The organism is Gilliamella sp. Nev5-1, from assembly GCF_001690895.1.
Lineage (GTDB): Bacteria > Pseudomonadota > Gammaproteobacteria > Enterobacterales > Orbaceae > Gilliamella > Gilliamella apicola_C.
On sequence record NZ_LZHO01000077.1, the window covers coordinates 83,822 to 108,824 of the forward strand.

General features: G+C 35.0%; 21 protein-coding genes. 15 read left to right on the forward strand and 6 right to left on the reverse strand.

Features of this window, described 5'->3' with window-relative positions:
* The first annotated feature begins 103 nt into the window (after positions 1–103).
* Complete coding sequence (locus tag A9G41_RS10630) at positions 104–730, forward strand: YrbL family protein (RefSeq protein ID WP_075539651.1); 627 nt, start codon at positions 104–106, stop codon at positions 728–730.
* Here A9G41_RS10630 and A9G41_RS10635 read toward each other — a convergent pair.
* The 5 genes from A9G41_RS10635 to A9G41_RS10655 all read right to left on the reverse strand — a co-directional run bounded on the left by A9G41_RS10635 (position 693) and on the right by A9G41_RS10655 (position 3,932).
* Positions 693–1,091 (reverse strand): ATP-binding protein, encoded by a 399-nt coding sequence (locus A9G41_RS10635; protein WP_075539652.1) that lies wholly within the window; start codon positions 1,089–1,091, stop codon positions 693–695. The genes A9G41_RS10630 and A9G41_RS10635 overlap by 38 nt on opposite strands.
* Positions 1,085–1,273 (reverse strand): response regulator, encoded by a 189-nt coding sequence (locus A9G41_RS10640; RefSeq protein ID WP_065581396.1) that lies wholly within the window; start codon positions 1,271–1,273, stop codon positions 1,085–1,087. The genes A9G41_RS10635 and A9G41_RS10640 overlap by 7 nt, the downstream gene beginning before the upstream one ends.
* Before the next feature lie 407 nt (positions 1,274–1,680).
* A complete protein-coding gene (locus tag A9G41_RS10645; RefSeq protein ID WP_075539653.1) occupies positions 1,681–2,364 on the reverse strand; it encodes an amino acid ABC transporter permease in 684 nt (227 codons plus the stop codon).
* A 6-nt stretch (positions 2,365–2,370) separates the two neighbouring features.
* Entirely contained in the window at positions 2,371–3,096 is a 726-nt protein-coding gene (locus A9G41_RS10650; RefSeq protein WP_065581394.1) for an amino acid ABC transporter permease, read from the reverse strand.
* A gap of 2 nt (positions 3,097–3,098) precedes the next feature.
* Positions 3,099–3,932, reverse strand: a complete 834-nt coding sequence (locus A9G41_RS10655) for an ABC transporter substrate-binding protein (RefSeq protein ID WP_442902693.1) — start codon at positions 3,930–3,932, stop codon at positions 3,099–3,101.
* Positions 3,933–4,408: 476 nt separating this feature from the next.
* Between A9G41_RS10655 and A9G41_RS10660 the strand changes: the two genes are divergently transcribed.
* From A9G41_RS10660 to sstT, 7 genes are all read left to right on the forward strand, one after another.
* On the forward strand, positions 4,409–5,644 hold the full coding sequence (locus tag A9G41_RS10660; protein ID WP_141675143.1) for an NRAMP family divalent metal transporter: 1,236 nt from the start codon (positions 4,409–4,411) through the stop codon (positions 5,642–5,644).
* 15 nt (positions 5,645–5,659) lie between these two features.
* Positions 5,660–6,436, forward strand: coding sequence for a LamB/YcsF family protein (locus tag A9G41_RS10665; protein WP_075539665.1), 777 nt, complete (start codon positions 5,660–5,662; stop codon positions 6,434–6,436).
* A 91-nt stretch (positions 6,437–6,527) separates the two neighbouring features.
* The gene (locus tag A9G41_RS10670) at positions 6,528–8,126 is read left to right on the forward strand and encodes an urea amidolyase family protein (RefSeq protein ID WP_075539654.1); all 1,599 of its coding nucleotides are present in this window, start codon (positions 6,528–6,530) and stop codon (positions 8,124–8,126) included.
* Positions 8,110–9,867: an acetyl/propionyl/methylcrotonyl-CoA carboxylase subunit alpha gene (locus A9G41_RS10675; RefSeq protein ID WP_065581390.1), complete on the forward strand. Its 1,758-nt coding sequence runs from the start codon at positions 8,110–8,112 to the stop codon at positions 9,865–9,867. The genes A9G41_RS10670 and A9G41_RS10675 overlap by 17 nt, the downstream gene beginning before the upstream one ends.
* A gap of 155 nt (positions 9,868–10,022) precedes the next feature.
* Positions 10,023–11,348: an SWIM zinc finger family protein gene (locus A9G41_RS10680; protein WP_218837700.1), complete on the forward strand. Its 1,326-nt coding sequence runs from the start codon at positions 10,023–10,025 to the stop codon at positions 11,346–11,348.
* Positions 11,338–14,577: a hypothetical protein gene (locus A9G41_RS10685; protein ID WP_075539656.1), complete on the forward strand. Its 3,240-nt coding sequence runs from the start codon at positions 11,338–11,340 to the stop codon at positions 14,575–14,577. Before A9G41_RS10680 ends, A9G41_RS10685 begins: the two co-directional genes overlap by 11 nt.
* Before the next feature lie 178 nt (positions 14,578–14,755).
* Positions 14,756–16,000, forward strand: a complete 1,245-nt coding sequence (gene sstT / locus A9G41_RS10690; RefSeq protein ID WP_075539657.1) for a serine/threonine transporter SstT — start codon at positions 14,756–14,758, stop codon at positions 15,998–16,000.
* 180 nt (positions 16,001–16,180) lie between these two features.
* On the opposite strand, the gene A9G41_RS10695 is transcribed toward sstT, so the two are convergent.
* Entirely contained in the window at positions 16,181–17,251 is a 1,071-nt protein-coding gene (locus A9G41_RS10695; protein ID WP_065581386.1) for a DUF3829 domain-containing protein, read from the reverse strand.
* Between the two features lie 595 nt (positions 17,252–17,846).
* On the opposite strand from A9G41_RS10695, the gene A9G41_RS10700 reads away from it, so the two are divergent.
* The 7 genes from A9G41_RS10700 to celB all read left to right on the forward strand — a co-directional run bounded on the left by A9G41_RS10700 (position 17,847) and on the right by celB (position 24,999).
* Positions 17,847–18,074, forward strand: a complete 228-nt coding sequence (locus A9G41_RS10700; RefSeq protein WP_075539658.1) for a ChaB family protein — start codon at positions 17,847–17,849, stop codon at positions 18,072–18,074.
* Between the two features lie 688 nt (positions 18,075–18,762).
* On the forward strand, positions 18,763–20,199 hold the full coding sequence (locus tag A9G41_RS10705; protein WP_075539659.1) for a 6-phospho-beta-glucosidase: 1,437 nt from the start codon (positions 18,763–18,765) through the stop codon (positions 20,197–20,199).
* A gap of 83 nt (positions 20,200–20,282) precedes the next feature.
* Positions 20,283–20,600 carry a PTS cellobiose transporter subunit IIB gene (locus A9G41_RS10710; RefSeq protein WP_065566914.1) on the forward strand — a complete coding sequence of 106 codons (318 nt, stop codon included), beginning with the start codon at positions 20,283–20,285 and terminating at the stop codon, positions 20,598–20,600.
* A 163-nt stretch (positions 20,601–20,763) separates the two neighbouring features.
* The gene (locus tag A9G41_RS10715; protein WP_075539666.1) at positions 20,764–22,773 is read left to right on the forward strand and encodes a PRD domain-containing protein; all 2,010 of its coding nucleotides are present in this window, start codon (positions 20,764–20,766) and stop codon (positions 22,771–22,773) included.
* Positions 22,774–22,796: 23 nt separating this feature from the next.
* On the forward strand, positions 22,797–23,135 hold the full coding sequence (locus A9G41_RS10720; RefSeq protein ID WP_065581456.1) for a PTS cellobiose transporter subunit IIA: 339 nt from the start codon (positions 22,797–22,799) through the stop codon (positions 23,133–23,135).
* A gap of 8 nt (positions 23,136–23,143) precedes the next feature.
* Positions 23,144–23,632, forward strand: a complete 489-nt coding sequence (locus A9G41_RS10725; RefSeq protein WP_075539660.1) for a hypothetical protein — start codon at positions 23,144–23,146, stop codon at positions 23,630–23,632.
* A 14-nt stretch (positions 23,633–23,646) separates the two neighbouring features.
* Positions 23,647–24,999: a PTS cellobiose transporter subunit IIC gene (celB, locus tag A9G41_RS10730; RefSeq protein ID WP_065566917.1), complete on the forward strand. Its 1,353-nt coding sequence runs from the start codon at positions 23,647–23,649 to the stop codon at positions 24,997–24,999.
* The last annotated feature ends 4 nt before the right edge of the window (positions 25,000–25,003 follow it).

A 25,003-nucleotide genomic window follows, 5' to 3' on the forward strand; every position in this document is an offset into this window, starting at 1 on the left:
GAAATAATATAAAAGCGCTAGAGTAAAAATAAAAAATCATGGCGATAAAGAAGTCTTACTGATAAACTTAAAATCAACATTAAGTAACACAATATTTATACAAATGGACAATACTATTCAACTTTCAGAGAAAGATTATATTAGCAGAGGATTACACCGTAAATGTTATCATCATCCTAGTGATCTTAATAAGTGTATTAAAGTAAATTATAATGATGGTGCCGAAGAGGAAACTAACCGCGAAATTGCCTATTATAAACACCTGATCAGGCGCAATATTTCATTTGAAGCGTTAGCTAAATATTATGGCTCGGTGTTAACCAATTATGGTCAAGGTCATGTTTTTGAACTTATCCGTGATTATGATGGAAAAACAGCGACATCACTTGAAAAATATCTTGCGGATGAAAAATTAACACAACAATATTATGCTGATTTAGTTATTTCATTAAAAAATTTAAAATCGGCTTTATTAAAAAACCGTATTATTACTATGACAATAAAAAGCAAGAATATCTTGTTTCAGCACTTAAGTGCTGATAAAAGTCGTTTGATTATTATTGATAATATTGGTAATTCGACGCTTATCCCTATTGCTAATTACATTTCTTTTTTTGCTAAAGCGAAAATTGAACGAACTTGGCAACGTTTTTTAAACTCAATTGTTAAAGAGAATAGCAATAATCGATTAATTACTCGTTTAGTTGATGAAGTGAAGCAGTCATCCTGAATTCTGCAATAACACCTTTTGCATTATCTGTTCTATTTTTTAAGGTAAATAGGCTTTGATGTAATTTAGCAATACGATTAACAATACTTAAACCAAGCCCTATACCATTATGTTTGCGATCCATACGAAAAAAGGCTTGGGTTAGTTTTTCGCTTTTAGATTCATCAATGCCGTTACCTTCATCTTGTACAGTGATAAGGTTGTCTTTTTTATCCTTATTACAACTCACCAAGATTTTAGTCTCATTGGGGCTGTATTGATAACTATTTTCAACTAAATTACGTGCTAGTAGTCTTGTATCTCGTGCTGTCAAAATCAAGACTGGCGTTGTAATACCATTTTTTCGCCAATGCGTTAGCAATTCAAGCCCATCACAATCGGTAGCCCTAAATCCAAAATGATTAAGCTAAATTGTCCAAATTGGATATATTGTTCAGCTTGATTACCATTTTGTGCAACTTCACAGACATAACCGTTTGAAGTTATACCGTCGTATAGTCCTTTTTGTAACAAACTATCATCTTCAAAAATTAATATCTTCATTGTTCATTACTTTAATACCGATTTTAGCATTATTGAAAATGCGCAATAATTTATTTTATATTGCACTTTACATTGCTAAATCTGTTTATTTAGTCCAATAAAGCGACAATCGATTAAGAAATTTATGAATATTTACTCCAAATTTTTAGTTAAACATACGGATATGATGCTCATAATAAATCCAACAATAATCCCTAATGATAATTGAATACCCAAAACATATCACATAAAAATAATTGGGATTTATATTTTGACTCGTTAATCAAAAATAAAAGGTTGTTTGTAAATTATGCAGATAAACCATTTTCTAGATCTATTTAACCTATTAACAATTTAACGCAAAAACCTTAAGACAACCTTAAAATAAAAAAACAATTAAGAAATAAGGATAGAAAATAGATAACGTATTATTTAAAAAAGCATAATAAGTATTTTGGTAAAATCGAAGCCGCAAGATCAAGTGTGGCACAAATAATAAAATAAACTACAATGACAAATAAAAAGATTTCCGTTGGATAGACCATACTACGATTATTAATTTGTGTTGCAACAAAAGTAAATTCAGCCACCCCGACAATATAAGCCAAAGAAGTATCTTTAATAAGTGACACCCATTGGTTAACAAAAGACGGTAGCATCATTTTAACGGCTTGAGGTAATATAATAAATATAATCACCTGTTGTTTAGTTAAACCTAATGAAAACGCTGCTTGCCATTGCTCTTTAGCCACCGCAATCATGCCAGCATGAACGGAGTGGCCAATGTATGCAGCACCTATTAAAGATAGAGCAAATATCACCGTTGCAATTGCTGGTATATCAACATGAAGCACCATAGGTAATAGAAAGTAACTCCAAAAAATAAGCATAATAACAGGAATAGCTCTAAAAAAACTAAGCACGCTAATTAATAAATTGTGTAAAATCCCTTTTAAAACCGTTAATCCTACCCCTGCAAAAATACCTAAAATTGTTGAAAACAAGATAGCGATAATACTTATTAATAATGTTAAGAAAATACCTCCAGGGAAATTTCCCCACATTAAGTAACCTAAATTATTCCAAATAACTTCAAATCCTTTAAAGCCCATAAATAATCACACCCTACTTGTTTGCAATTGTTTTGTTTGATAAATATTGCCTAAAGTTCCAACTATTACTATCGTTATAATATAAAGTAAAGTTGCAATGGCAAAATCTTGAAAGGTTTTTAATGATTCAGTTTCGATTTGGCGCGAGACATAAGAAAGTTCTAGCACACCAATAGCCATGGTTAACGACGAATTTTTAATAATATTCATGTACTGACCAATTAAAGGTGGAAAGGCAATGCGAAAACTTTGTGGTAAAATAATAAAGCGCATACTTTGCCACCAACTTAAACCCAATGCTAATGCGGCTTGCTCTTGCGCTCCTCTAACTCCAGCAATACCAGCTCTAAACTCTTCGGCAATAAAAGCACAGGAATAACAAGTTAAACTAATTGAGCCTATGATGAATTCAAATGATGGTATTTTCACTGAAAAAAAGAACAATTGAATTTGTGGTTCTTCAAATAACCATAATTTAAATTCGACTGGCAATAAACTACCTACCCCAAAATACCAAAAAAAGAGTTGAGGTAGTAACGGAGAATAACGAAAAATTGCGCTATACCCCATTACGATTATTTGAATGATTTTAATTCGACTTTGTTGAGCAATAACTAATAAAAAACCCAGTAATGTTGAAAAAATAATGGTAAGCAATGAAATAGCCAACGTAACTAAAAAACCATCCCATAACCACCACAAATAACGTGGTTCAAGTAATTGCTCGTACATAACTACTGACCTTTACCTATTTTAAAATCACCACGAGGCATAGCCGATGTTGTTTCAGGCCCAAACCAACGATTATGAATTGTTAATGCTTCGCCATTTTTTTCAAGCGTTAACAAAATTTGATTTAATTTATCTTTTAAACGAGTTTCCCCTTTTGGTATACCAACAGCTTGATATTCTTCAGTAATACTAAATGGTGAAATCTCAAATACTGCTCGTTGCTCTTCAGGTAAATTGGCTAATAAGCCAATTAATTTTGCATCATCTTGAGTGATTGCCTGCACAACACCATTACGTAATGCTGCAAATGCAAATGGCGTATCATCATAAGAAATCACCTTAGCCGTTGGATATTTTTCACGTAATGTAATTTCCATAACTGTACCTTTATCAGCACCAATACGAAGGTTTTTCAAATCGTCAGCTGATTTTAATACCCCCTTTTTTGCTACAAATTTTTGACCAGTCGCAAAATAAGGCAGACTAAAATCAACTGTTTTTGTTCTTTCATCAGTAATGGTAAAATTAGCGACAATTAAATCAGCTTTCTTTGATGTCAATAACGGAATTCTATTGGCGGGATTAGTTGGGATTAGCTTAACGTTAACGTTTAACCCTTTGGCTATCTCGTTAGCATAATCAACATCAAGTCCTGTAATTTTATTGGTCTTTTCATCAATGTACCCAAACGGTGGGTTACTATCAAATACCGCTATTTTGATTTCGCCTCGTTTTTCAATATCATCAAGCCGATCTGCGTAGGCAGAACTGGTACCTAATAGTGTGCTTATTAAGGTAATAGTAGTAAGTAATTTGGTTAATAATTTCATCTTGATTCTCCACTATAAAGGTTTTTATATACGTTTAAAGTCTATCAATAAAGAATCAAATGAATAAATAGCAAATATTCACATGGTTATAACTTAAAGTTATATGGAGAATTATCTGATTAAGGATTTTATCAATAATGAATAAAACTAATAAAAGTTGGTTATCACATACCAAGATAGAAAATTTTACTAACTTTTATTAACGCAAGATGCACTAAATTAAGTTGTTAATGTTCATTTTGGTGCAAATTAGCGTTATTGTGTGTTAATTATTCGCTTATCATTCCTTGGTGGTAGGTAATTATAATTATTTTTAATTAGTTTTTTTACTCGAAAACAGTAATTATAGGAACCATTCTTGTTATCAATAGATGTTGTTAGCCTATGGCATGATGTTTGCATTACTTACAAAAGTAGTAAAAATTCGTAAATAGGGTGGCCTTATCGATAATTAAAAAAACAAATTAAAAGGAGATATGCACATGAAAGATCATAGCAGTAGTACCGTTGCTTTTATTAAAAATCGGCGTGCTTCGTTAATCAGTGCTATTTTTTTAATGGCAACTTCAGCAATTGGTCCAGGTTTTATTACTCAAACAGCTACTTTTACTGTTACCCTTGGCACTGCTTTTGGTTTTGGTATTTTAGCCTCTATTATTATCGACTTTGTTGTTCAACAAAATATTTGGCGAATTGTTGCATTAACTAAAATGAACTCTTCGGATATTGCTAATGCGACTATTCCATTCAGTGGTTATGTACTCGCAGTGCTGATCATATTTGGTGGGTTAGTGTTTAATATTGGTAACATAGCGGGTGCAGGCTTAGGTTTAAATGCACTTGTTGGGCTTGATCCTAAGTGGGGTGGTGCAATCAGCGCATTAGTAGCGGTTTATATATTTTCATCACGTAAAGCCAGCAATTTTATTGATCGTTTAATGATTGGTTTTGGTTTGTTGATGATTATTTTGACCTTATTTGTGGTGTTTGCATCACATCCACCAATTGGACAAGCTTTAAAAGAAACCGTTTTTCCAAGCAATATTGATTTTGCCTCAATTACGACTATTGTTGGTGGTACGGTTGGTGGTTATATCTCTTATGCTGGAGCTCACCGTTTACTTGATAAAGGGATGGTTGGTGCTCAGCATATCAAATATGTTTCAGGCGCAGCAACGAAAGGAATTATAGTTGTGGGTTTGATGCGTTATATCTTATTTTTAGCCATTTTAGGCGTGGTAGCAAGTGGTGTCACTATTGATATTTCAAGTTATGCTGCCAATCCTGCATCGCAAGCCTTTCAGGCAGCTTTGGGTGAATTAGGATTACGGATTTTTGGATTAATTTTATGGGCTGCTGCAATAACTAGTATTATTGGTGCTGCTTATACCTCAATGACTTTTATTACTCCTTTTAGGCGTTCTATTACTGAAAAGCAACGCCAATTTGCAACCACTATTTTTATTATGGCTTCTCTGGCTATTTATTTAGCAATGGGAACGGCACCTGTATCATTATTGGTTTTTGCTGGTGGTTTTAATGGTCTAGTATTGCCAATTGGTTTAACTATCTTTATTTATATTGGTTGGAAGCGTGCCGATCTTATGTCAGGCTATCATTATCCTAGATGGTTATTGTGGTCAGGTCTGATTGTCTGTGCCATTACTTGGTATATGGGAGCGATGTCTGTAGCCACTATCTTTAACTATTTAAAATAGAAGGACAATATGACAATAACTAAATTTATTGATTTAAATAGTGATCTTGGCGAAAGTTTTGGACAATGGAAAATGGGCAATGACGAGGCAATACTAAATGTTGTTAGTAGTGCTAATATTGCTTGTGGGTTTCATGCTGGTTCGCCAGAGGGTATTTTAAAAACCTTAAAAGCCGCTAAGGCGAATAATGTGACGGTGGGAGCCCATGTCGGTTATCCTGACTTAGTTGGTTTTGGTCGCCGTAATATGGACATTGCCACCGATGAGCTAAGTGCTGATGTAATTTATCAAATTGGTGCACTTAAAGGATTAGCAAAATCGATTGGTACCAACGTTCGGTATGTGAAACCACACGGCGCATTATATAATACTATAGCACATGATAAACGTCAGGCAATGGCGGTAATTAATGCGATTTGCCTTATTGACCCTTCGTTGATTTTGGTTGCTCTTGCTGGATCACCACTCATTGGATGGGCTAAAGAAAGTGGTTTGTGTGTAGTAGCTGAAGCTTTTGCTGATAGAGCGTACTGTGCTGATGGAGCATTAGTTTCTCGCAAAGAAGTTGGTGCTGTATTACACGATCCTGATTTAGTAGCTGAGCGTATGCTACAGCTTGTTAATGATGGGGGAGTTATCTCTGTAGAAGGGCAGTTTGTGGATATTAATGCTGAATCAATTTGTGTGCATGGCGATAGTGCTGGAGCCTTAGCTATGGCACAAAAAGTACGGGAGAAATTACACCAAAATGGCATCATAATAACCCCATTTGCCAAGACAGTTGCTGCTTAAGTTGGCTATAAATTTATCTTTTAACATGATACAACAAAATAAAATTTATATATTTGGTAATTAGGACTTGATCTATGTATAGAGGTGCTTAATGAGATTTTTACCCGTTAATCTTGATGCGCTTATTGTTGAACTCAAAAGCCTTGAACAAACAATGGCGTTGACTGATGCACTTCAACATGTTGTTTCACATTGGAATATAGAAGAAATAATCCCCGCTGCACGCACGATATTAATTCGTTATAATCCCATTGTGACTGATGCTAATACGCTTGCTAAGCATATTGCTCAATTAGATATTGCAGAACATGTAATGCAATCTGGCGAATTGATCATAATACCAGTTAGGTATAATGGTGAGGATTTATCTCAAGTGGCTGAATATTTAGGGATAACCGTTAGTGAAGTCATTGCCAGACATACCAATAATGAATATCAAGTGGCTTTTTGTGGTTTTGCTCCAGGCTTTGCTTATATGGTAGCTAAAAATGCTGAACTTAACGTGCCACGCCGTCAATCACCAAGAGTTCGTATTCCTGCTGGCTCTGTTGCATTAGCGGGTGAATTTAGCAGTGTTTATCCCCAAGCAAGCCCTGGTGGTTGGCAACTTATTGGAACAACTGATACAGCAGTGTGGGACTTAAACCGTGATCAACCTGCGTTATTGAAGCCGGGTAACCGCGTTAATTTCATTGATGCTAGTAAGTCATCTAAAAAATATCATTTACCGCCTGCTAAAAAAGCCAATAAAAGCATTAGTCAACAACAAGATATTAAAATATTAGCAACGGGATTACAAACACTCATACAAGATAAGGGTAGAATTGGTCAGGCAGCATTAGGTATTTCTGAGTCTGGCGCCATGGATAAGGGAGCTCTGCACAGTAGCAACCGTATTTTAGGAAATCCAATTAATGAAGCCGTATTAGAAATTACGCAAGGTGGGTTTAAAGCACAGATAAACCGTAGTATGTTAGTTGCCGTCACAGGGGCTGAATGCGAGATAAGCATTACAACATCAGCTGGTGAAATGTATCATGCTGCAATGTATCAACCTATCCAATTGGAAACTGGTGATATTATTAGCTTAGGTAGCGCAAAATGTGGTGTACGTAGTTATTTTGCTGTACGCGGTGGTTTTCAGCTATCGCCTATTTTAACAAGTTGTTCTTATGATACTCTTGCGCAAGTTGGGCCATCACCACTTAATGTTGGTCAAACGCTAGCTATTAAGCACAATCAAAACTTAAATGCGGTGTCATTAATGGAAACTCCCGTTATGCACTATCCTACTTGTGACGATGTTATTGTATTAGATATTGTGCTTGGGCCACGCACTGACTGGTTTACTAAGCAAGCCGTAGAATTACTTTCTTCGCAACTATGGCAGGTTACACCAGCCTCTAATCGCATTGGTTTACGCTTATCTGGTGACATAGCTTTAAGTCGTGACAAGCAACAAGAATTACCAAGCGAAGGGACTTGTGTTGGTGCAATACAAATTCCTGCTAATGGACAACCCGTGCTATTTTTAAATGATCACCCATTAACTGGGGGATATCCTGTTATTGGCGCTGTGTGTAATTATCATTTAGACTTAGCCGGTCAAATTCCAGTCAATGCTAAAATAAAATTTAATCCTATCGGAATATTTAAAGAATTTGAAGGGAGTGATGTTGCTCATGTCTAAAAATAGTCAAAAAATAATTCATAAAGTATTGATTGCTAATCGAGGTGAGATTGCCGTACGTATTATACGAGCGTGTCGTGATATGGGCTTTTTGTCTATCGCAGTTTATGCCGATGCTGATATTGATGCACTTCATGCGCAAATGGCTGATGAGGCTTATGGGTTGTCAGGTAATCTAGCAAGTGAAACTTATCTTGATATTGATAAAATCATTACGATAGCAAAAAGAGCAGGTGCCACAATGGTACACCCTGGTTATGGTTTTTTATCAGAGCGTGTTGAATTTGCTAAATCAGTACAAGATGCTGGTTTGATATGGGTTGGTCCAAATCCAGAAACGATTGAAATACTGGGCGATAAAGTGAAAGCCAGACAGCTTGCTTTGCAAGTTGGCGCTCCTTTAGTGGTTGGAACAAAAGAGCCAGTAAAAGATGTTAAAGAAGTCGTTGAGTTTGCTCATACCCATGGTTTACCGATTGCGATTAAAGCTGCTTTTGGTGGGGGTGGTAGAGGCTTAAAAGTCGCTTGGCACAAGGACGAGGTTGAAGAGCTTTACCATTCCGCTGTACGTGAAGCGACAGCGGCATTTGGGCGTGGAGAATGCTTTTTAGAACAATTTTTACATAACCCTCGGCATATTGAAGCACAAATTATTGCTGATAAGTTAGGAAATGTCGTAGTTGTTGGAACACGTGATTGTTCATTGCAACGTCGCAATCAAAAATTAATTGAAGAATCACCCGCACCTTTTATCTCCGAGCATGTAGAACAACAAATTATTCAAGCTTCGATTGCTATTTGTACTAAAGCAAACTATGTAGGAGTAGGGACAGTTGAATTTTTACTTAGCCAAGATGGCAAATTATCTTTTCTTGAAGTCAACACTCGGTTGCAAGTTGAACACCCTGTTACAGAAGAAACAACTGGTGTTGATCTTGTTATTGAACAGCTACGCATTGCTCAAGGTTTACCACTTAGTATTACTCAAACGCCTAAACCACAAGGTCATGCTATTGAATTTCGTATTAATGCTGAAGATGCGGCAAATGGTTTTTTACCCGTAGCTGGAACGATTACGCGTTTTGATGCGCCAACAGGTCCTGGTGTACGCTTAGACAGTGGCGTAGTTGCGGGATCGTCCATTCCTGCAATGTTTGATTCACTTATTGCAAAACTTATTATTGTTGGAAATAACCGACAGCAAGCTATAGCAAGAGCTCGGCGTGCATTAGCAGAATTTTCAATTGAGGGCGTTGCGTGTGTATTACCATTTGATCGTGCGGTCATTGAGCACCCTGATTTTTGTGATGATTTTAACGTGCATACACGTTGGATCGAAACTGAATTTGATACCGCGATAGCGTCAGCAAAAAGGCAAGTACCACAAAAAGAAGAAATACTTACACATACTTTTATTGAAATTGATGGTAAGCGTTGTAAACTTGGTTTACCTGCACAATTATTAGCTGGATTATCTTTGCAAACAGATGTTAATTTGGCTACACCTTCTTGTGGCAAAGCGGCGCTTTCTGAGTTAATTGTCCCATCGCCTGTCTCAGGTAGCCTTTTTAAATGGGTGATAAACGATAATCAAAAGGTAAATGCAGGTGATGTGATTGCTATTATGGAAGCTATGAAAATGGAAGTGCAAGTTATAGCACATCGACATGGTGTTTTAAAACAAATAATCAAAGAAGGTAACTATGTCAATGCGGATGTTGCCATTGCTGAAATTGTATAGATTAAACAGAAAAAACAATCATGTTTTTTATCAAAATCACTGAAATAATCAAATATAGACGATATATTAAGCTTATTTTATACTCGTTGCGTCAGATAGTTTGTCTATGTTCATATGTAGGATGATTTATATTGAAGTTTTCTCAGCAATCAACGTTGACAAATGGGGCTTTAGCTTTAGCATTATCATCAGCCTTAACACCTAATGGGATTATTGATAACCCTCAATTTTTTACTGGTTACGCACTTTATCCACAAATTCTTGCTAGATGTTTACTTGTATTAGCTGATATTACTGCGACCCGATATTTTAAACCCGTACCAGTGGCTTTGCGAGATCCTATTTTATCTGCTCAGGGGGATCAATTAAGAGCTGAGGTTTTTTCTGCCTGTAATAGTGTTTATGCTCGTTTGGATTTATTACAACAAGGCTTCGATGGGCAAATATTACGCGGTACAACCAATGTCGATATTGGCCTTGGTTTAAGGCAAGCACTAAATCAGGTTAATAGTAAGGATAAACTTCACCTCAATATTGGTGAGCAAGGCTTAGCAACGCGCCATATCCAACAACAAGATCACGATGTGATCAGTATAAAAACTGTTGTTGAGCGCCCAGTTGAAATGCCCGATAGGTGGATTCGAGCACTTGGCAATCTTACTGAAATTCATACTAAAATGGCGGCTGTTTTTACTGTAGCGGGAATTCATGCGCAAACTTTTATTGCAAGATTGCCAGCAGTAACAAGCAAACAACAAGCAAGTTGGGTCGTTCCATCTAATACGGGCGTTAAATTGGCGTCTCAAGGCGATATTAATAGTGTCTATATTTCTGGCTTACATAGATTAAGTGCACTGAAGCGGTTAATGACCAACATAAAAAGCTTAACGTTTTATCGATTGGAAAGCGGAGAACAAGGGCCATGCATGGTTGAAGTCGCTCTTGATGGTGCAAGGCTTACCTTAAGCTTAACTGCTCAACCATGGCAGGGGTATTCAGGTGAAGGAGCATTACTTGAATCGCTTGTGCCAAAACAGCAATTACAAAATGCTCAACTTGTCCAATCTATTTTGCAATTTGATTCGCAGATTGATCTGGCGCAATTATCTTCAAAAACTCATTTAGATGCTCGGAATATCGATAGTGCGTTGGCTTACCTTGCTGTTTCAGGCAAACTTGGTTTTGATGCTTATCAAAAAAGCTATTTTCATCGCCAATTGCCTGAAGATCCTAATCGAGTCATAAAAGATAACCCGCGTTTAAAATCGGCCTATAAGCTAGTTGAATTTATTGATCAGATTGATGAAACCACTTGGATTGTTCATTCTAATGATGAAGATTATCAAGTCCGTTTAGTTAGACAGAATAATGAAATGGTATCGCAATGTAATTGCTCATGGTATTTAAATCATCAGCTTAAAAAAGGACCTTGCAAACATATTTTAGCGGTTCAAATTAAGGAAAATATTTATGAATGCTAACTTAGAAAAAGCAGAAGCTATTTTTATTTCATTAAACTGGAATAATGTTACACCAGATAATATTTTGCAACAGCCGTTAGGCAGTAAGGAACAGCAAAAAATTGCCCTTTCTGGATTAAAAAGTGGCGAATGGGATGGGTATGTTCGTAGGGGAGACTCTTTCGAGCTACAAGACTATGTTAAGTGTAATAAAGCATATTTAGTGTTGTATGCTATTAGGATTGGGGTATCAGCCAGCCGAGCACTAAAGCTTGTGCGTTATGCCCATTCCTCTTTGTTATTGCCCGTTATTATGGCGCGCGGTGAGAATTATGCGCAGAAATTTGTACAATCAGCATCAGCACCAACAGATCTTGTTGCTCAGTTAGTCGATCAATTAAATTTAGCGATTCCAGAAAATCCCAATTATATCAGTGATTGGACTTTGTACGCAGCCGTTGCTATGCGGGGTGACGATATTGTAAAGCATTTTTACGATAAAACCCCGCCAAATTTAGCGCAATGTCAGCACCGATTTTTTGAACACATTCATATTGCTATAGCGTTAAATATACCAGCAACACAATCTTTTACTCAGTTATTTAGTTTAGGGGTAGCATTAGGTTGGCTTGAGTATGAGCAAGCAAAAGAACTTCTTTTCTTAGCCCTAGATATCGCCTCTCGCCCTGTAGATCGTAAAGCATGGCTTTATACACTTGATGGTTTAGGTATTACTGATGCTGAATTTTGCCAACGGGCATCTGCTTTAATTCCATTGCTAACAACGGGGGAGGCTGCGATGATTAATCGATTAGCACCTGTTTTAATTCCGTTTGTTGATGATGAATTACTAGTTGAAGTGATGACGGCCAGTTTATCGTCTAAAATAAAATCGACGCAAAAATTGGTGTTAAAAACAGCACTCAACCGTAATATACCCCAAAATGCTGATCGGTTTATGCCTTTATTTACTTTATTACTTAGCCAAACCGATGACTCGATTGTTGCTTTAACCAGAAAAATAATTACACAGTGGCAGCTTGATGGTGATTTTACGCAAGCTAGCCCAGTGGCATTAAAGCAACTTTGGCATCCAACGCCATCGCTTTGGCAATTACCACCTTTCGAGTTAGCGCCTATTTCACCTGATATATTAACAGAGCTAGCCTCTGAATTGGTAAAAAGGGACGTATCTGCCCATGATTGTGTGATGGAACGGTTTTTAGCTGTCGCCAATACGATCGCTTATAACGATCCTCAAGCCGCAAAAGCGAGTTTAGTCGGCGTAAAATTGCGAGCTGATGAGTTACTCGGTTTTATATTTTATTGGCGCAAAGGCAAAGAGATCCCGTATCACGATAATTTTACTTGTTTATTAACTGCGCGCGATTATATTGTCTGTAAAAACTTAGGAAAAATTCCTTGTTTACTGTCAACACCGAGTATGAGTGATTTGTCAATAACCGTGGATGATCTTTGTCAGCGATTAGAGACTTATCAGCAATTAAATATTGATGTATTAGAAGCGGATCTATTTTTAGCATTGACTCGTCTTGATGTATCGACACAATCATCATCAACGAAAGAAAAACTTAGTAAACTAAAAATTACTGTCACTTTGCCGTCAGGGCAAAAAATGTCGCAAAATGCCGAGGCTTTGGTCTTACAGTATCTTAATGATCCCGTGATTGAACCAAAATTAGCGTTAAATGCTAATATTAATGATGTATCGTTTCTTCCTCAATCATTAAGTGATTTTCCAGAACGAATAGGCAATAGTTGGTATACTGCTGAGCTTTTTTCTATTTTTCCCTTATGGAGCGATAGTGTTATACCTTCTGATATTGATTGGGCCAAATCATATCATCAAGGTTTTGTGTTTGAGCAACTTGTTAAAAAACGCTCTCCTTTTCCCCCTCGTTCAGCAATTACACTTTTAGCAGCACAGCGATCTCATTCCTCTCATGTGCTTGGTAATATAGCACAAGCCGTGAATCAAGCATGGCAACGAGGATTGCTTATACCTGGAGTGGCCGATGTTTTGCTATTGGAGCGTTTATCCCGTATAGCAAGTTTAGTTGCTGTATTAGCTGATATTGGAAAACAAGGGATGCTTTCGGTAGTTTGGCCCATTTTCGATCAATTAATTATTGCTTCATGCAATGCGCTAAGAATGTTATCAGGCACTGTTGAAACGGTCGATGCCATCGCTGAATTTTTACCTGAAGTTCAATATGCTGTTGATCAGGGTATAGCTGATGCAAGCCAATTACAATTATTAGGCATCAGGATGTTAGCCAGTAAAAAAGGTAGTGCTAATGCAATAAAGAAAGCCCAAGCGATAGTTGAAAAGCTCCCTAATATAGCACCAGCGCCTTTAAAACAAGAAGTGTCTATGCTGGCGCCTGATGATTTTGATCAAGTATGGGTAAAGACGGAAAAAATTAGCGTTGTACCTGAAGATAATGTTTCTATTTCTGTGAGTAAGCCTGTCATTAACCCATCTTCTCAATTTTCTAAACGTTTGTCTAAATCGTTATTATTTACTTTGAAACTTCCTAATGTAGCAAATCAAGTTTTCCAGATTGTTAAAGGTGATTGGTATTATGATTTAGAAAACGAATGGCAATGCGAAGCTTATCCCGCGCCATTGAATCATTCAGAATTTTGCATTGATTCTCAAACAGAAAGCGTTTGGTTACACTGGAGTGAAGCGAGCCAATGTCTGATTGTTGAAAAGAGCCGATATTGGTTGGAAAATTGTAAAAATGCCAATAACTTAATTTTTTCTAACGCATTGGTAATGGTGATTATTGGATTATTAGCGCAAGATAGTGATACCTATCACACAAATTCAATTTTTGAACAAAATGTTGAACAAGGCGTCATTGACGCTGACATCATGCGTAAAGCAATTATCTTATTCCTTGACTATCCCGATTTTAGCCCAGCTAAATTAATCCGATTACTGGAAAAAAAGCCTAATTTATTATCAGTATTTTACCCTGTATTAATTGAGGGCATTAAGTTTGTAGGAAAAATAGCAAAACGAGGTGAAAAAATACCTGCTTGGATCAATCGAATTTTAGATATGTCATTCATTTATGTGCCTTATTTACAAGAAGCAACAAAGCGTGGTTATCTCTCTGAATCTGATTCCCATTGGCAAGGATTAGCCGACATAGCCCATGCAAAAGTAAAATCAACGGCAGTAAATAAAGCAAGACAATTGCTTGAGTTTATTAAGTAATGTAGTTATTTCTTAACAATACATTTGGTAATGTAAAGCATGTTTAATTTGTGAATAATTAAATTTAGTAATTATTCAAATTGTTATATAAAAAAACATTATGATAATCATTATTTTCTAAAACATCATATTGAATTATGTTACTGTTTTGTCTTTATTTTAATAAGAAAGGCATATTATGACTCATTCTTCTCATCCGTTGGTTCGTTTTTACTTAAAAGTAGGGTTGATACCGCAGATTTTATTGGGCTTAATATTTGGTATTATTCTCGCTGCCGTGTCGAAAGAGACCGCTTTAGGGATGTCACTTATCGGAGAGCTATTTATTAATGCTTTAAAATCAGTTGCGCCAATACTTGTACTGATTTTAGTTGTTGCATCAATCGCTAATCACCAACAAGGTAAGCAAGCAAATATGTGTGCGTTAATCATGCTTTACTTATCAGGTATGATATTAGCCGCTTTATTAGCTACATTTGCCAGCTTCCTATTTCCATCTCAAATTTCATTTGGCGATGCACTGGAGCAGATCAAGTTGACTCCACCCAACGGGGTTAAAGATGTCTTAAAAACATTACTGAATAAAATGATTGATAATCCTGTTAATGCCCTTGTTAACGCAAATTATATTGGTTTGATTATATGGGGAATAGGTATAGGGTTAGCATTAAGGCATGCAAGCCAAACGACTAAAACGATGATGAATGATTTATCTTATGCTATCTCTTTTATTGTAAGAATTATTATCCGTTTTGCACCATTAGGTGTGTTTGGGCTGGTTTCTTCAACGCTGGCCGAAACAGGTTTTGGCGAATTATTAAAATATGCACATCTATTAGGTGTATTAGTATCATGCATGTTGATTGTGGCATTAGTTCTTAATCCATTATTGGCTTATTGTGTAATGCGAAAAAATCCATATCCATTAGTTTTTACCTCATTAAAAGATAGCGCAATACCTGCCTTTTTTACTCGTAGTTCAGCTGCTAATATCCCAGTTAATATCGAAATATGCAAAAAATTAAATATGGATGAAGATACCTATTCAGTTGCTGTTCCTTTAGGTGCTGCGATTAATATGTCAGGGGCAGCAGTAACAATTACCGTTTTAACACTCGCAACAGTTAACTCAATGCATATTGATGTTGATATCTATTCTGCGGTATTACTTTGTATAGTCAGTTCTGTGTGTGCTTGCGGTGCGTCGGGGATTGCTGGTGGTTCATTATTACTAATTCCTGTTGCTTGTAGTATGTTTGGTATACCTAATGAAATTTCAGCCAAAGTCATCGGTATTGGTATTGCCATCGGTGTTATTCAAGATTCGGTTGAAACTGCATTAAATTCGTCAAGTGATGTTGTGTTTATTGGTGCAGTTTCGTCGGCAGCGCAAAATAAAAAAATGAATATCAACGCAGATTAAATATTGAACTCTATTTACATTCAGCTACATAACCAACTACATAATGATATGCAGATGGTTATTTAACCAAAATTCATGCATTGCAAACGGTGTAATATTTACACCGTTGTTATTTATACCACTATTTATTGTCATTGATAATGACTAAAATGTTAGCAATGAAACGATCTTTATCTATTTTTAATTGATTACTTGATTATAGCCGCTAATTACACTTTTAAGTTCGCTATTCAAAGAATCAACTTCTCTTTCTATAGTATTGGTCTGTAAATTTTTTAAAACTACTTTCATTTGATTAATCAATCCAGGTAAACGATCAACAAAACGGTCATAATACATATCGTTTAAACCTTGTTGTTTAATCAAGTTATTTTTGCCTTTATTCGTCATTAATTCATTGGTTATGGATTCTATTTGCTGAATTTTTTGTTCAAGGGCTGATTTATCGAGATTTTTAAACTGGTTGTTTTCGTTAAAGCTTTCATTGATTAACTCGATAACATCTTCAGATAAATCCATGATTTCCATGCAATTGTAGTTAATTGTTAACCCTTTGTTTTTTATTTCTGATTTTTGAAATGCATGGATTTCTTTGTATAATTTACCATAAGCTGCTAAAGCCACACTTTTTGCTTCAACATATTGGTTATAAAGCGTGTCAAGATTATTTAACAGTTCAGGTAATTTGGCAAAGTCATCCAATTTGTACTCATTATCTAAATAATATTTAGCTATCTGGTCATAAGCTAATCCTATTTCAACGTATTTATCACTTAATGCTTTGCCTGCGGCATCAAGTTCGGGTAACTCTGGTTTTAATGCTAATAACTCAGTAATCAATTGTTTATATTCATCAAGCTCCTTTGGTTCTGGGTGAGAGCCGATAAAAAGTTTCGTTGGATCTTTTTTCACACGATTGACATCAATTCTACCGTTTTTATCACTGACACCTCTTAAAAAATTCTTAACACTGCTATCAAGATGATAAAGAGAAGAAGTCATCTTGCCATGTCCATTCCCTCTTAATTCATCTGCAGCTTGGGTGACATTAGCATTAAAAACCTCTAGCCATATATTACCTTTACGTGCTTTCAGTGCAAATTGCCGTGAAACATCTTCAGTCTTTTTAGAATCAGAAGGTTTAGCCTCTGAAGTTGCTGTGGGTTGTTGTGTTTTGTTTTCGGTTGGTTTGTCATCACAGCCAATCATCAAAAATCCAGCAATCAATACGGTTAAAAATTTTTTTTTCATTATTTATTTCCTTAATTTTGGCATTATAAATTCAGTGTGTTAATACTTTATTATCTTTTAATGATTATTTCTAATAAAATATGAAGTTGAAACGATGAATTGCTATGTTTATGCTCAATTATTCGTAATAATTCTGGCATTGATTGATACGATAGTTATTACATGTTTTAACAAATAGATACGGTGAAGTATTAATTAACCACGAAACGGTATAGAATCCTGAATATTTTTTACAAAAATTTAGCTTGCTGTCTTAATTTATCTTCAATCTAGCTTTGTTCTTTGTTAGCTGATTATAAATGATCGGACGACTGACCATAAATATTTAGCCAATCGATAACGGTGATTTTTTTATGATATAGACGCCATATCGCTTGTTTGGGATACGGCGTTAGGTATATGCATTACTGTCATTGCTGAAATTACTATCAACAATGTGAGGTATTCCGACTCGTTAGATCACATCAGCGGGTTCTTAAATGAAATTAGCACTTGTATTATTTTATAAATGGGAATACATTCGTTGGAGTGCTATTTTTACCATTACCATTTTAAATTTTCAGTCATCTAAGATTAATTTATGAGGGAATGTGATATGCCATATAAAACACGTGAAGATTTACCTGATTCAGTACACCATGTCTTGCCTGAACATGCGCAAGATATTTTTAAAGAAGCATTCAATAGTGCGATTAAGGAATATCAAGATCCGCATAAGCGGCGTGATAATAGTGATCCCGAAACGATTGCTTTTAAAGTGGCTTGGTCAGCGGTCGAAAAGGTTTACCACAAGGGTGAAGATGGTAAATGGCAACGTAAATAATCATTAGGCATAACAGTTAAATAATAATTCGATAGAAATAATTTATATCATCCTAATTTTTTTATTAATAATTACTTTTGTGAGAATAAAATAAATTAGGATTAGATTATTTCTATCACAAGTAAAAAGGATTTATTATATTGGTTTTCTTTTTAATCCTAGTTGGATATAAACTCTGTTTATTTTTTCTCTCAATTACCTTAAACCTATTAGCGAAATAGAACGTTATTTACAGCAACATATTAATTATCTTGAAATTAACTATAAATAAGGACATTTTATATCATCAGATCGTAAAGTTCTTGCACAGGCGGTGTGATTCTTTGCCGAGTAGAAAGTAAGGAAAAGCAAGTTTAATCATGCAGAAAGTGACATTTTACATTCATTAAATTGCTCAATATCATATTATCGAGTTTGTGCCCTCAAAATATGCCGATGGGCTTGAAGAGTTTATTTAAAATTTTTTTTAACTATTTAAAAATTAAAATTATTTTTTAGATATTTATCGTGTATGTTGATAAAGTTCTAAATATCGAAAGAAGTTACTCACTTTACTAACATTAATTCATAACTTTCCTCCAAAATATACTTATATTTTTCCTGATCAATAAGGAAAAAGTTGGTTAGTAATTCTATTTTTTTCCTTTTATACTAAATTTGAATTATCAATAAACGCAGGTACTTAATTATGAAAAATAAAGGTTTACCAAAAGATTTTTTGTGGGGAGGTGCAGTTGCTGCTCACCAATTAGAAGGGGCTTGGCAAGCGGGTGGTAAAGGTATTAGTGTTGCCGATGTGATGACGGTGGGGTCGCCTAAAAGTTATAGAAAAATTACTGAAGGTGTGATTGAAGGTGAATATTATCCAAATCACGATGCCATTGATTTTTATCATCACTATAAAGATGATATTAAACTCTTTGCCGAAATGGGTTTTAAATGTTTTAGAACCTCTATTGCGTGGACGCGTATCTTTCCAAAAGGTGATGAACTTGCGCCAAATGAAGAAGGATTAAAATTTTATGATGATCTTTTTGATGAATGTTTAAAATACAATATTGAGCCGGTTGTCACACTTTCTCATTTTGAATTGCCTTATTATCTTGTTACTGAGTATGGTGGATTTCGTAATCGTAAATTAATTGATTTTTTTGTGCGTTTTGCCGAAGTCTGTTTTGATCGTTATAAAAATAAAGTCAAATATTGGATGACTTTTAACGAAATTAATAATCAAGCTAATTTTAATGAAGATTTTGCACCATTTACTAATTCAGGTATTTACTATAAAGCAGGCGATAATCGCGAACAGATTATGTATCAAGCTGCACATTATGAATTAGTTGCTAGTGCTAAAGCAGTACAAATAGGTCATGCCATTAACCCTGATTTTAAAATTGGGTGTATGTTGGCGGTAATACCAATTTATCCTGAAACCTGTAAACCAGGTGATATTTTGATGGCACAAAAAGCAATGGAGCGTAAATACTTTTTTGCTGATGTTCATGTGCATGGCGAGTATCCGAATCATATTAAAAAATATTGGCAACGCAATGGTTTTGAGCTTGATATTACAGCGCAGGATCTTGAAGTGCTTACTAAAGGTACGGTTGACTATATTGGTTTTAGCTATTACATGTCCAATGCTATTAGGAAAAAGGAAAATGATAACAGCTATAGCTATGACGAAAAAAAGGATCTGATTGGTAATCAATACGTTAAAAAATCTGACTGGGGCTGGCAAATTGATCCTGAAGGATTACGTTATACCTTAAATTGGTTAACAGATATGTACCGATTGCCACTGTTTATTGTTGAAAATGGGTTTGGTGCATATGATAAAGTCGAGGCAGATGGTAGCATTCATGATACTTATCGTATTGAATATTTAAAAGAACACATCAAACAAATGAAGATTGCTGTTGAAGAAGACGGCGTTGATTTAATGGGCTACACCCCTTGGGGATGTATTGATTTGGTTTCGGCGGGCACTGGTGAAATGGAAAAACGGTATGGGTTCATTTATGTGGATAAAGATAATAAAGGTAATGGAACCTTAAAACGTAGCCGAAAAGATTCATTTGCTTGGTTTAAGAATGTCATTGCTTCAAACGGTGAAGTTTTATAGAAACTTATAGAAGCTCTATAAAAGTAGAATAGAAGCTCTATAAAAGTTTTATTAAGGGATCATAATTGCGTTGAGGAAAAACCATGAAAAAAGCATTAATTATTTGTGCAGCAGGAATGTCATCATCATTAATGGCTAAAAAAGTAACAGAATATTTTGCTAGTAAAGATAAAGCTATTTCGGTTGATGCAGTATCGGCAACCGAAGGAAGCAATATGATTAAAAATAGTGATTTCTCATTATTTTTAATCAGTCCACAAACGATGATGATGTTTGATAAGTTAAAAAATTTGGGTGATGAAGTGGGTAAGCCTGTAGTAAGTATTCCTTTTCAGGCCTATATCCCTATACCGTCGGGTATTGAGCAATTGGCTAAGTTAACCGAAGACAATATCAAATAGCCCAAAATAAGCCTTTGTTTTAGAAAAACGGCTTGGCGTTGTCATTAGGTTACCAGACATGGCAGCGCCTTATTAACTTGCTTGATGTGTGCTTATCTAACATATCAGAGTAACTACACTATGATTAACAGCCTAGTTTTAGCTGTCACAGGTACGAATGATTGTGATTAAGAACAAACAACGAGATCTAATTAGTTTAATGGTTCGCTCTAAAAATCTATTCAAAAGCAGCGCATTGCTGGCAAGTGAATTATCATTATCAGATCGAACTGTTCGTACTTACCTTAAGGACTTAAAACCGTTGATTGAAAACAATGGCGGAACTATTGTTAGTAAACAAGGTTATGGTTATCAATTACAAATTAAAGATAGAACGGCTTTCAACTTATTTTTAATTGAACATCATTTATTCTATCGTAACGAAGAGCAAGCAAACTGCCGAGAAGCATGTCAAAGAAAGCACCATATTCTTAATCTATTATTATTAGAAAGCCAAAAAATTGATATAGAGGCGTTATCAGAACGATTATTTATTAGCTCTTCTCAACTAAATAAAGATATTTTAGAAATCAAACACCAGCTTCAACCTTATGGGCTAACTGTCAAAAAAAGTCGATCCTTGTTTTATGTTGAAGGCGAGGAAAAAGCTAAAAGGCATTTTATTTTAAGTTATTTTTTTCATGAAGAATCAATTAACTTTTTACAAAATCTTACTTATTTGAACAAGTTTAGTGATGTAATTAGTTTTGACTCCTTGACCATTATTATTTTAGATGAATGTCGTGAGGCAAAGATAAAATTATCTGATGTCATGATGCAAAATATCGTGTTACATCTATCACTCAGCATTAAACGTCTACAATCAGGACTTTCTATTCAAAATCTTGATATGCCACAATCGACAAAAAATACATTGGAATATCAAGTTGCTAAGAAAATTATCAATAGGGTTGAAAAAGTAATTGGTTTTTGTTTTCCCAAACAAGAACAAATGTATTTAACTTTACATTTGATGAGTAAATCAAATGTTACTCACAATGATGTGGATTGCGAATTATATTTATCTGTGACTAATATATTAATCGAAATTGAGCAGCAGACAGGGTATTTATTTTTAAATGATGAACAATTGAAAGACGGCGTTATTCAACATTTAAAACCGATGATCGTTCGTTTACAACAAAATATTAAATTAGAAAATCCATTACTTGATGAAATTAAAGCTAATTCACCAGAATTATTTCAATTAGTTAAAAACTACCTTAACCAGCTACCTCAGCTTAATCAATTTACGATTCACGATGATGAGTGGGGCTACTTGACTTTGCACTTTTTAGCTTCGATTGAAAAATTAAAAAATGAACAAAAAGCCAAAGTGCTAATTATTTGTGCAACGGGTCTTGGCAGTGCCCAGCTATTAAAAAACCGAGTTGAATGTGAGTTTGATGAACGAATCAAAATTGTTGCGACACAAGGATATTATGAAATTGAACCAGAAACGTTAAATAAGGTCGATTTTATTATTTCGTCCGTTGATTTATCAGCGCAAGTATTTAAAGTGCCTGTTTTTCATGTTTCTGTATTCTTAACGGATGATGATGTACAAAAAATTCGCCGTTATCTTGCGTCACGAAATATGCCTGTCTCTGAGCGTAGAACGCAAATTCCAATGTTCGCAACAAAAAAATCTTGCAATCATTTTATTGATATTGAGCAAATTATTGATGATTTATTTGCAGATTATTTCTACCCATGCCGACAACCTCAAAGCAAAGAACATATTTTAGATTCTTTACTTGATCTTTTAGCGTTAAATGAAGATAGCAATTATAAGCAACAAATGATAAAGCAAATGCAAAATCGTATGCTATTAGGTGACATCTTCTTTAGCCAGTCGATAGTGGTGCCACACCCTGCAATTCCTGTAGGGAAATTATCTAAAATTGGCGTTGCGATGATCCCTGATGGATTATTTTGGGATGATAATTACCCACAGGTTCGCTTCGTTTTTATGATTTCCCCTTCTATTTATCAAAATTCAACTTTATCGATGATAACTAAAGCCATTATTAATTTAATTGATGATTTAGCAATGCAATCAAAGCTGTTGAAAACACATAACTATGGCCAATTTAAACGGCTTTTTATCCAACTTATTGAAAAAGGAGTATAGCAATGAATGAGGAAATGAAGCAAATGAGCTCAGAGGATATTCAACTTATCGCTTTTAATATTATTTTATATAGCGGTAATGCTAAAACTAAAATCCATGAAGCATTTAAGGCGATGAGACAAGCCGATTTTATTACCGCAAACCAGCTTCTTGATGAAGCGAATGAAGATATTTTACAAGCTCACTACTCACAAACAGAGTTACTACAAAATTATGCTAACGGTACAAAGATCACCATGGAAATTATTATGGTGCATGCGCAAGATCACTTAATGACAACAATGACAATGCGCGAAATTGCACTTGAGATGGCTCAGTTATATGAGCAAAACCACCGCTTAGCAGTCAAATTAGGGGGGTAATCCATCATATGACAACTAAAAAATTAGAAATGCACCAAAAAACGAGCCTAACCAACCTCTATTTTAATCGCTTTTTAGCTATTCGTTATAGCACGGCATTTTTTTTATTTATCAATCTGTATTGGTTTGTATTTTTAGGTGGATCATTATCTATTGTGGCCTTTTTGCCACTATCGATCCTTGTGCTAGCGATATTAACGATGTATGAGCAGATTAAACTTTATCGAATTCATAATAATCGTTTACCTTATGCAAAGGCGCTTTATTCTGCATTATCGGTAATTTGTATTGTTTTGCTGATTTCGGTAAATACATCTTTATTTCATCTATTCTTTCCTTTTTTTAAAAACACTCAATATGTCTTAAATACCGTAATGATAGTGTTAACAGCAAGTTTATTAATTAATTTTTTACTGCTTAAAAAAATAAAAAAAATTGAGCTTAATAAGGATAAATCTTTCCAAAGAATTCAAGCTTACCAACAGGTCATTAATTAGATGAGGATAACAAAATGAATACGGGATTTGTAATTTTACAGAAATTTTTAATGGCGCCAATGGCTAAAGTATCGCAATTTAAAATTGTTCGAGCAGTAATGGCCGCGGGGATGGCTTCAGTGCCTTTCTCTATTGTGGGATCTATGTTTTTAGTATTCAATACTTTACCAATGACATTTACAGGGTTAGAAGGCTTTTTTGAAAATACTTTTTTTAGAGTGAGCGATCTTTATATGATTGCCAACACAGCAACTATCGGCATTTTAGCTCTCTATTTTAACTTTGTTGTTGGTTATGAACTGACTAAAATCGAAGAAGAAGAAACTGGTCTTAAAGTTAACCCTCTTAACGGCGCTATGTTATCTATTTTTGCTTTTTTCATGACTTTGCCTGAATTAGTTATGCAAAAAGGCGTGATTACATTACTTAATGATGAAAGTAATTTAGTCTTTAATGGGCTACGTTTAAAACCTTTTATTTTCCGCTTAGGTACATCGGGTATATTTATTGCAATCGTAATGGCAATTTTGGCAACTCATCTTTATTTTTTATGTGTTAGGCGAAATTGGGTTGTGAAAATGCCAGAAACTGTACCGCTAGGTGTTTCGCGGTCTTTTACTGCGCTGATTCCAACGTTTATTATTGCGTTTTTTGTGATCATTATTAATGGCGTTTTTATCTATTTTGGTACTGATATTTTTAATATTATTGCTGTGCCATTTGCTTTTGTGACCAATTTAACCAAAAGTTGGCTAGGTGTTATGGTCATTCTCTTTTTAATCCATGCATTATGGGTTGTTGGGATCCATGGCGCTACTATTATTGGCGCATTTATCACCCCAATTATGTTAGCTAATATGAACGAAAATGCACTTGGTGGTGAACATATTCCTTTTGCTGGAGAATTTAATAATTCATTAGTGATTTTAGGCGGTTCGGGTTCTACCTTATTAATGACATTCTTTATTGCTTTTTGCGCTAAGTCTAGTCAACTAAAAATCTTGGGACGAGCTTCAGCAGTACCTGCAATATTCAATATCAACGAACCTATTATTTTTGGTATGCCGATTGTATATAATCCTTACTTGGCATTTCCATTTTTCTTAGCGCCGATGGCGTGTGGAACATTAGGTTATTTTGCAATTAATACGGGTTTTATCCATCCAATCATTGCATTAATTCCATGGCCATCACCAATGGGTATAGGCGCATTTATTGGTACGGGTGGTGATTATAAAGCTGCTGTTATTGCGGTCGTGTCGGCCATTTTAGCTCTGCTAATTTATATTCCTTTTGTCAAACTATATGACAATAAACTTTATAAAGATGAACAAGGTAAATCAGCAAATCAAGCTCAAACAGCTTAGTTTT

Coding starts and splice junctions, on each gene's coding strand:
- A9G41_RS10630 (WP_075539651.1), top strand. CDS start 104: ATGGACAATACTATTCAACTTTCAGAGAAAGATTATATTAGCAGAGGA.
- A9G41_RS10640 (WP_065581396.1), bottom strand. CDS start 1,273: ATGAAGATATTAATTTTTGAAGATGATAGTTTGTTACAAAAAGGACTA.
- A9G41_RS10645 (WP_075539653.1), bottom strand. CDS start 2,364: ATGGGCTTTAAAGGATTTGAAGTTATTTGGAATAATTTAGGTTACTTA.
- A9G41_RS10650 (WP_065581394.1), bottom strand. CDS start 3,096: ATGTACGAGCAATTACTTGAACCACGTTATTTGTGGTGGTTATGGGAT.
- A9G41_RS10660 (WP_141675143.1), top strand. CDS start 4,409: ATGAAAGATCATAGCAGTAGTACCGTTGCTTTTATTAAAAATCGGCGT.
- A9G41_RS10670 (WP_075539654.1), top strand. CDS start 6,528: ATGAGATTTTTACCCGTTAATCTTGATGCGCTTATTGTTGAACTCAAA.
- A9G41_RS10675 (WP_065581390.1), top strand. CDS start 8,110: ATGTTGCTCATGTCTAAAAATAGTCAAAAAATAATTCATAAAGTATTG.
- A9G41_RS10685 (WP_075539656.1), top strand. CDS start 11,338: ATGAATGCTAACTTAGAAAAAGCAGAAGCTATTTTTATTTCATTAAAC.
- sstT (WP_075539657.1), top strand. CDS start 14,756: ATGACTCATTCTTCTCATCCGTTGGTTCGTTTTTACTTAAAAGTAGGG.
- A9G41_RS10695 (WP_065581386.1), bottom strand. CDS start 17,251: ATGAAAAAAAAATTTTTAACCGTATTGATTGCTGGATTTTTGATGATT.
- A9G41_RS10700 (WP_075539658.1), top strand. CDS start 17,847: ATGCCATATAAAACACGTGAAGATTTACCTGATTCAGTACACCATGTC.
- A9G41_RS10705 (WP_075539659.1), top strand. CDS start 18,763: ATGAAAAATAAAGGTTTACCAAAAGATTTTTTGTGGGGAGGTGCAGTT.
- A9G41_RS10710 (WP_065566914.1), top strand. CDS start 20,283: ATGAAAAAAGCATTAATTATTTGTGCAGCAGGAATGTCATCATCATTA.
- A9G41_RS10720 (WP_065581456.1), top strand. CDS start 22,797: ATGAGCTCAGAGGATATTCAACTTATCGCTTTTAATATTATTTTATAT.
- A9G41_RS10725 (WP_075539660.1), top strand. CDS start 23,144: ATGACAACTAAAAAATTAGAAATGCACCAAAAAACGAGCCTAACCAAC.
- celB (WP_065566917.1), top strand. CDS start 23,647: ATGAATACGGGATTTGTAATTTTACAGAAATTTTTAATGGCGCCAATG.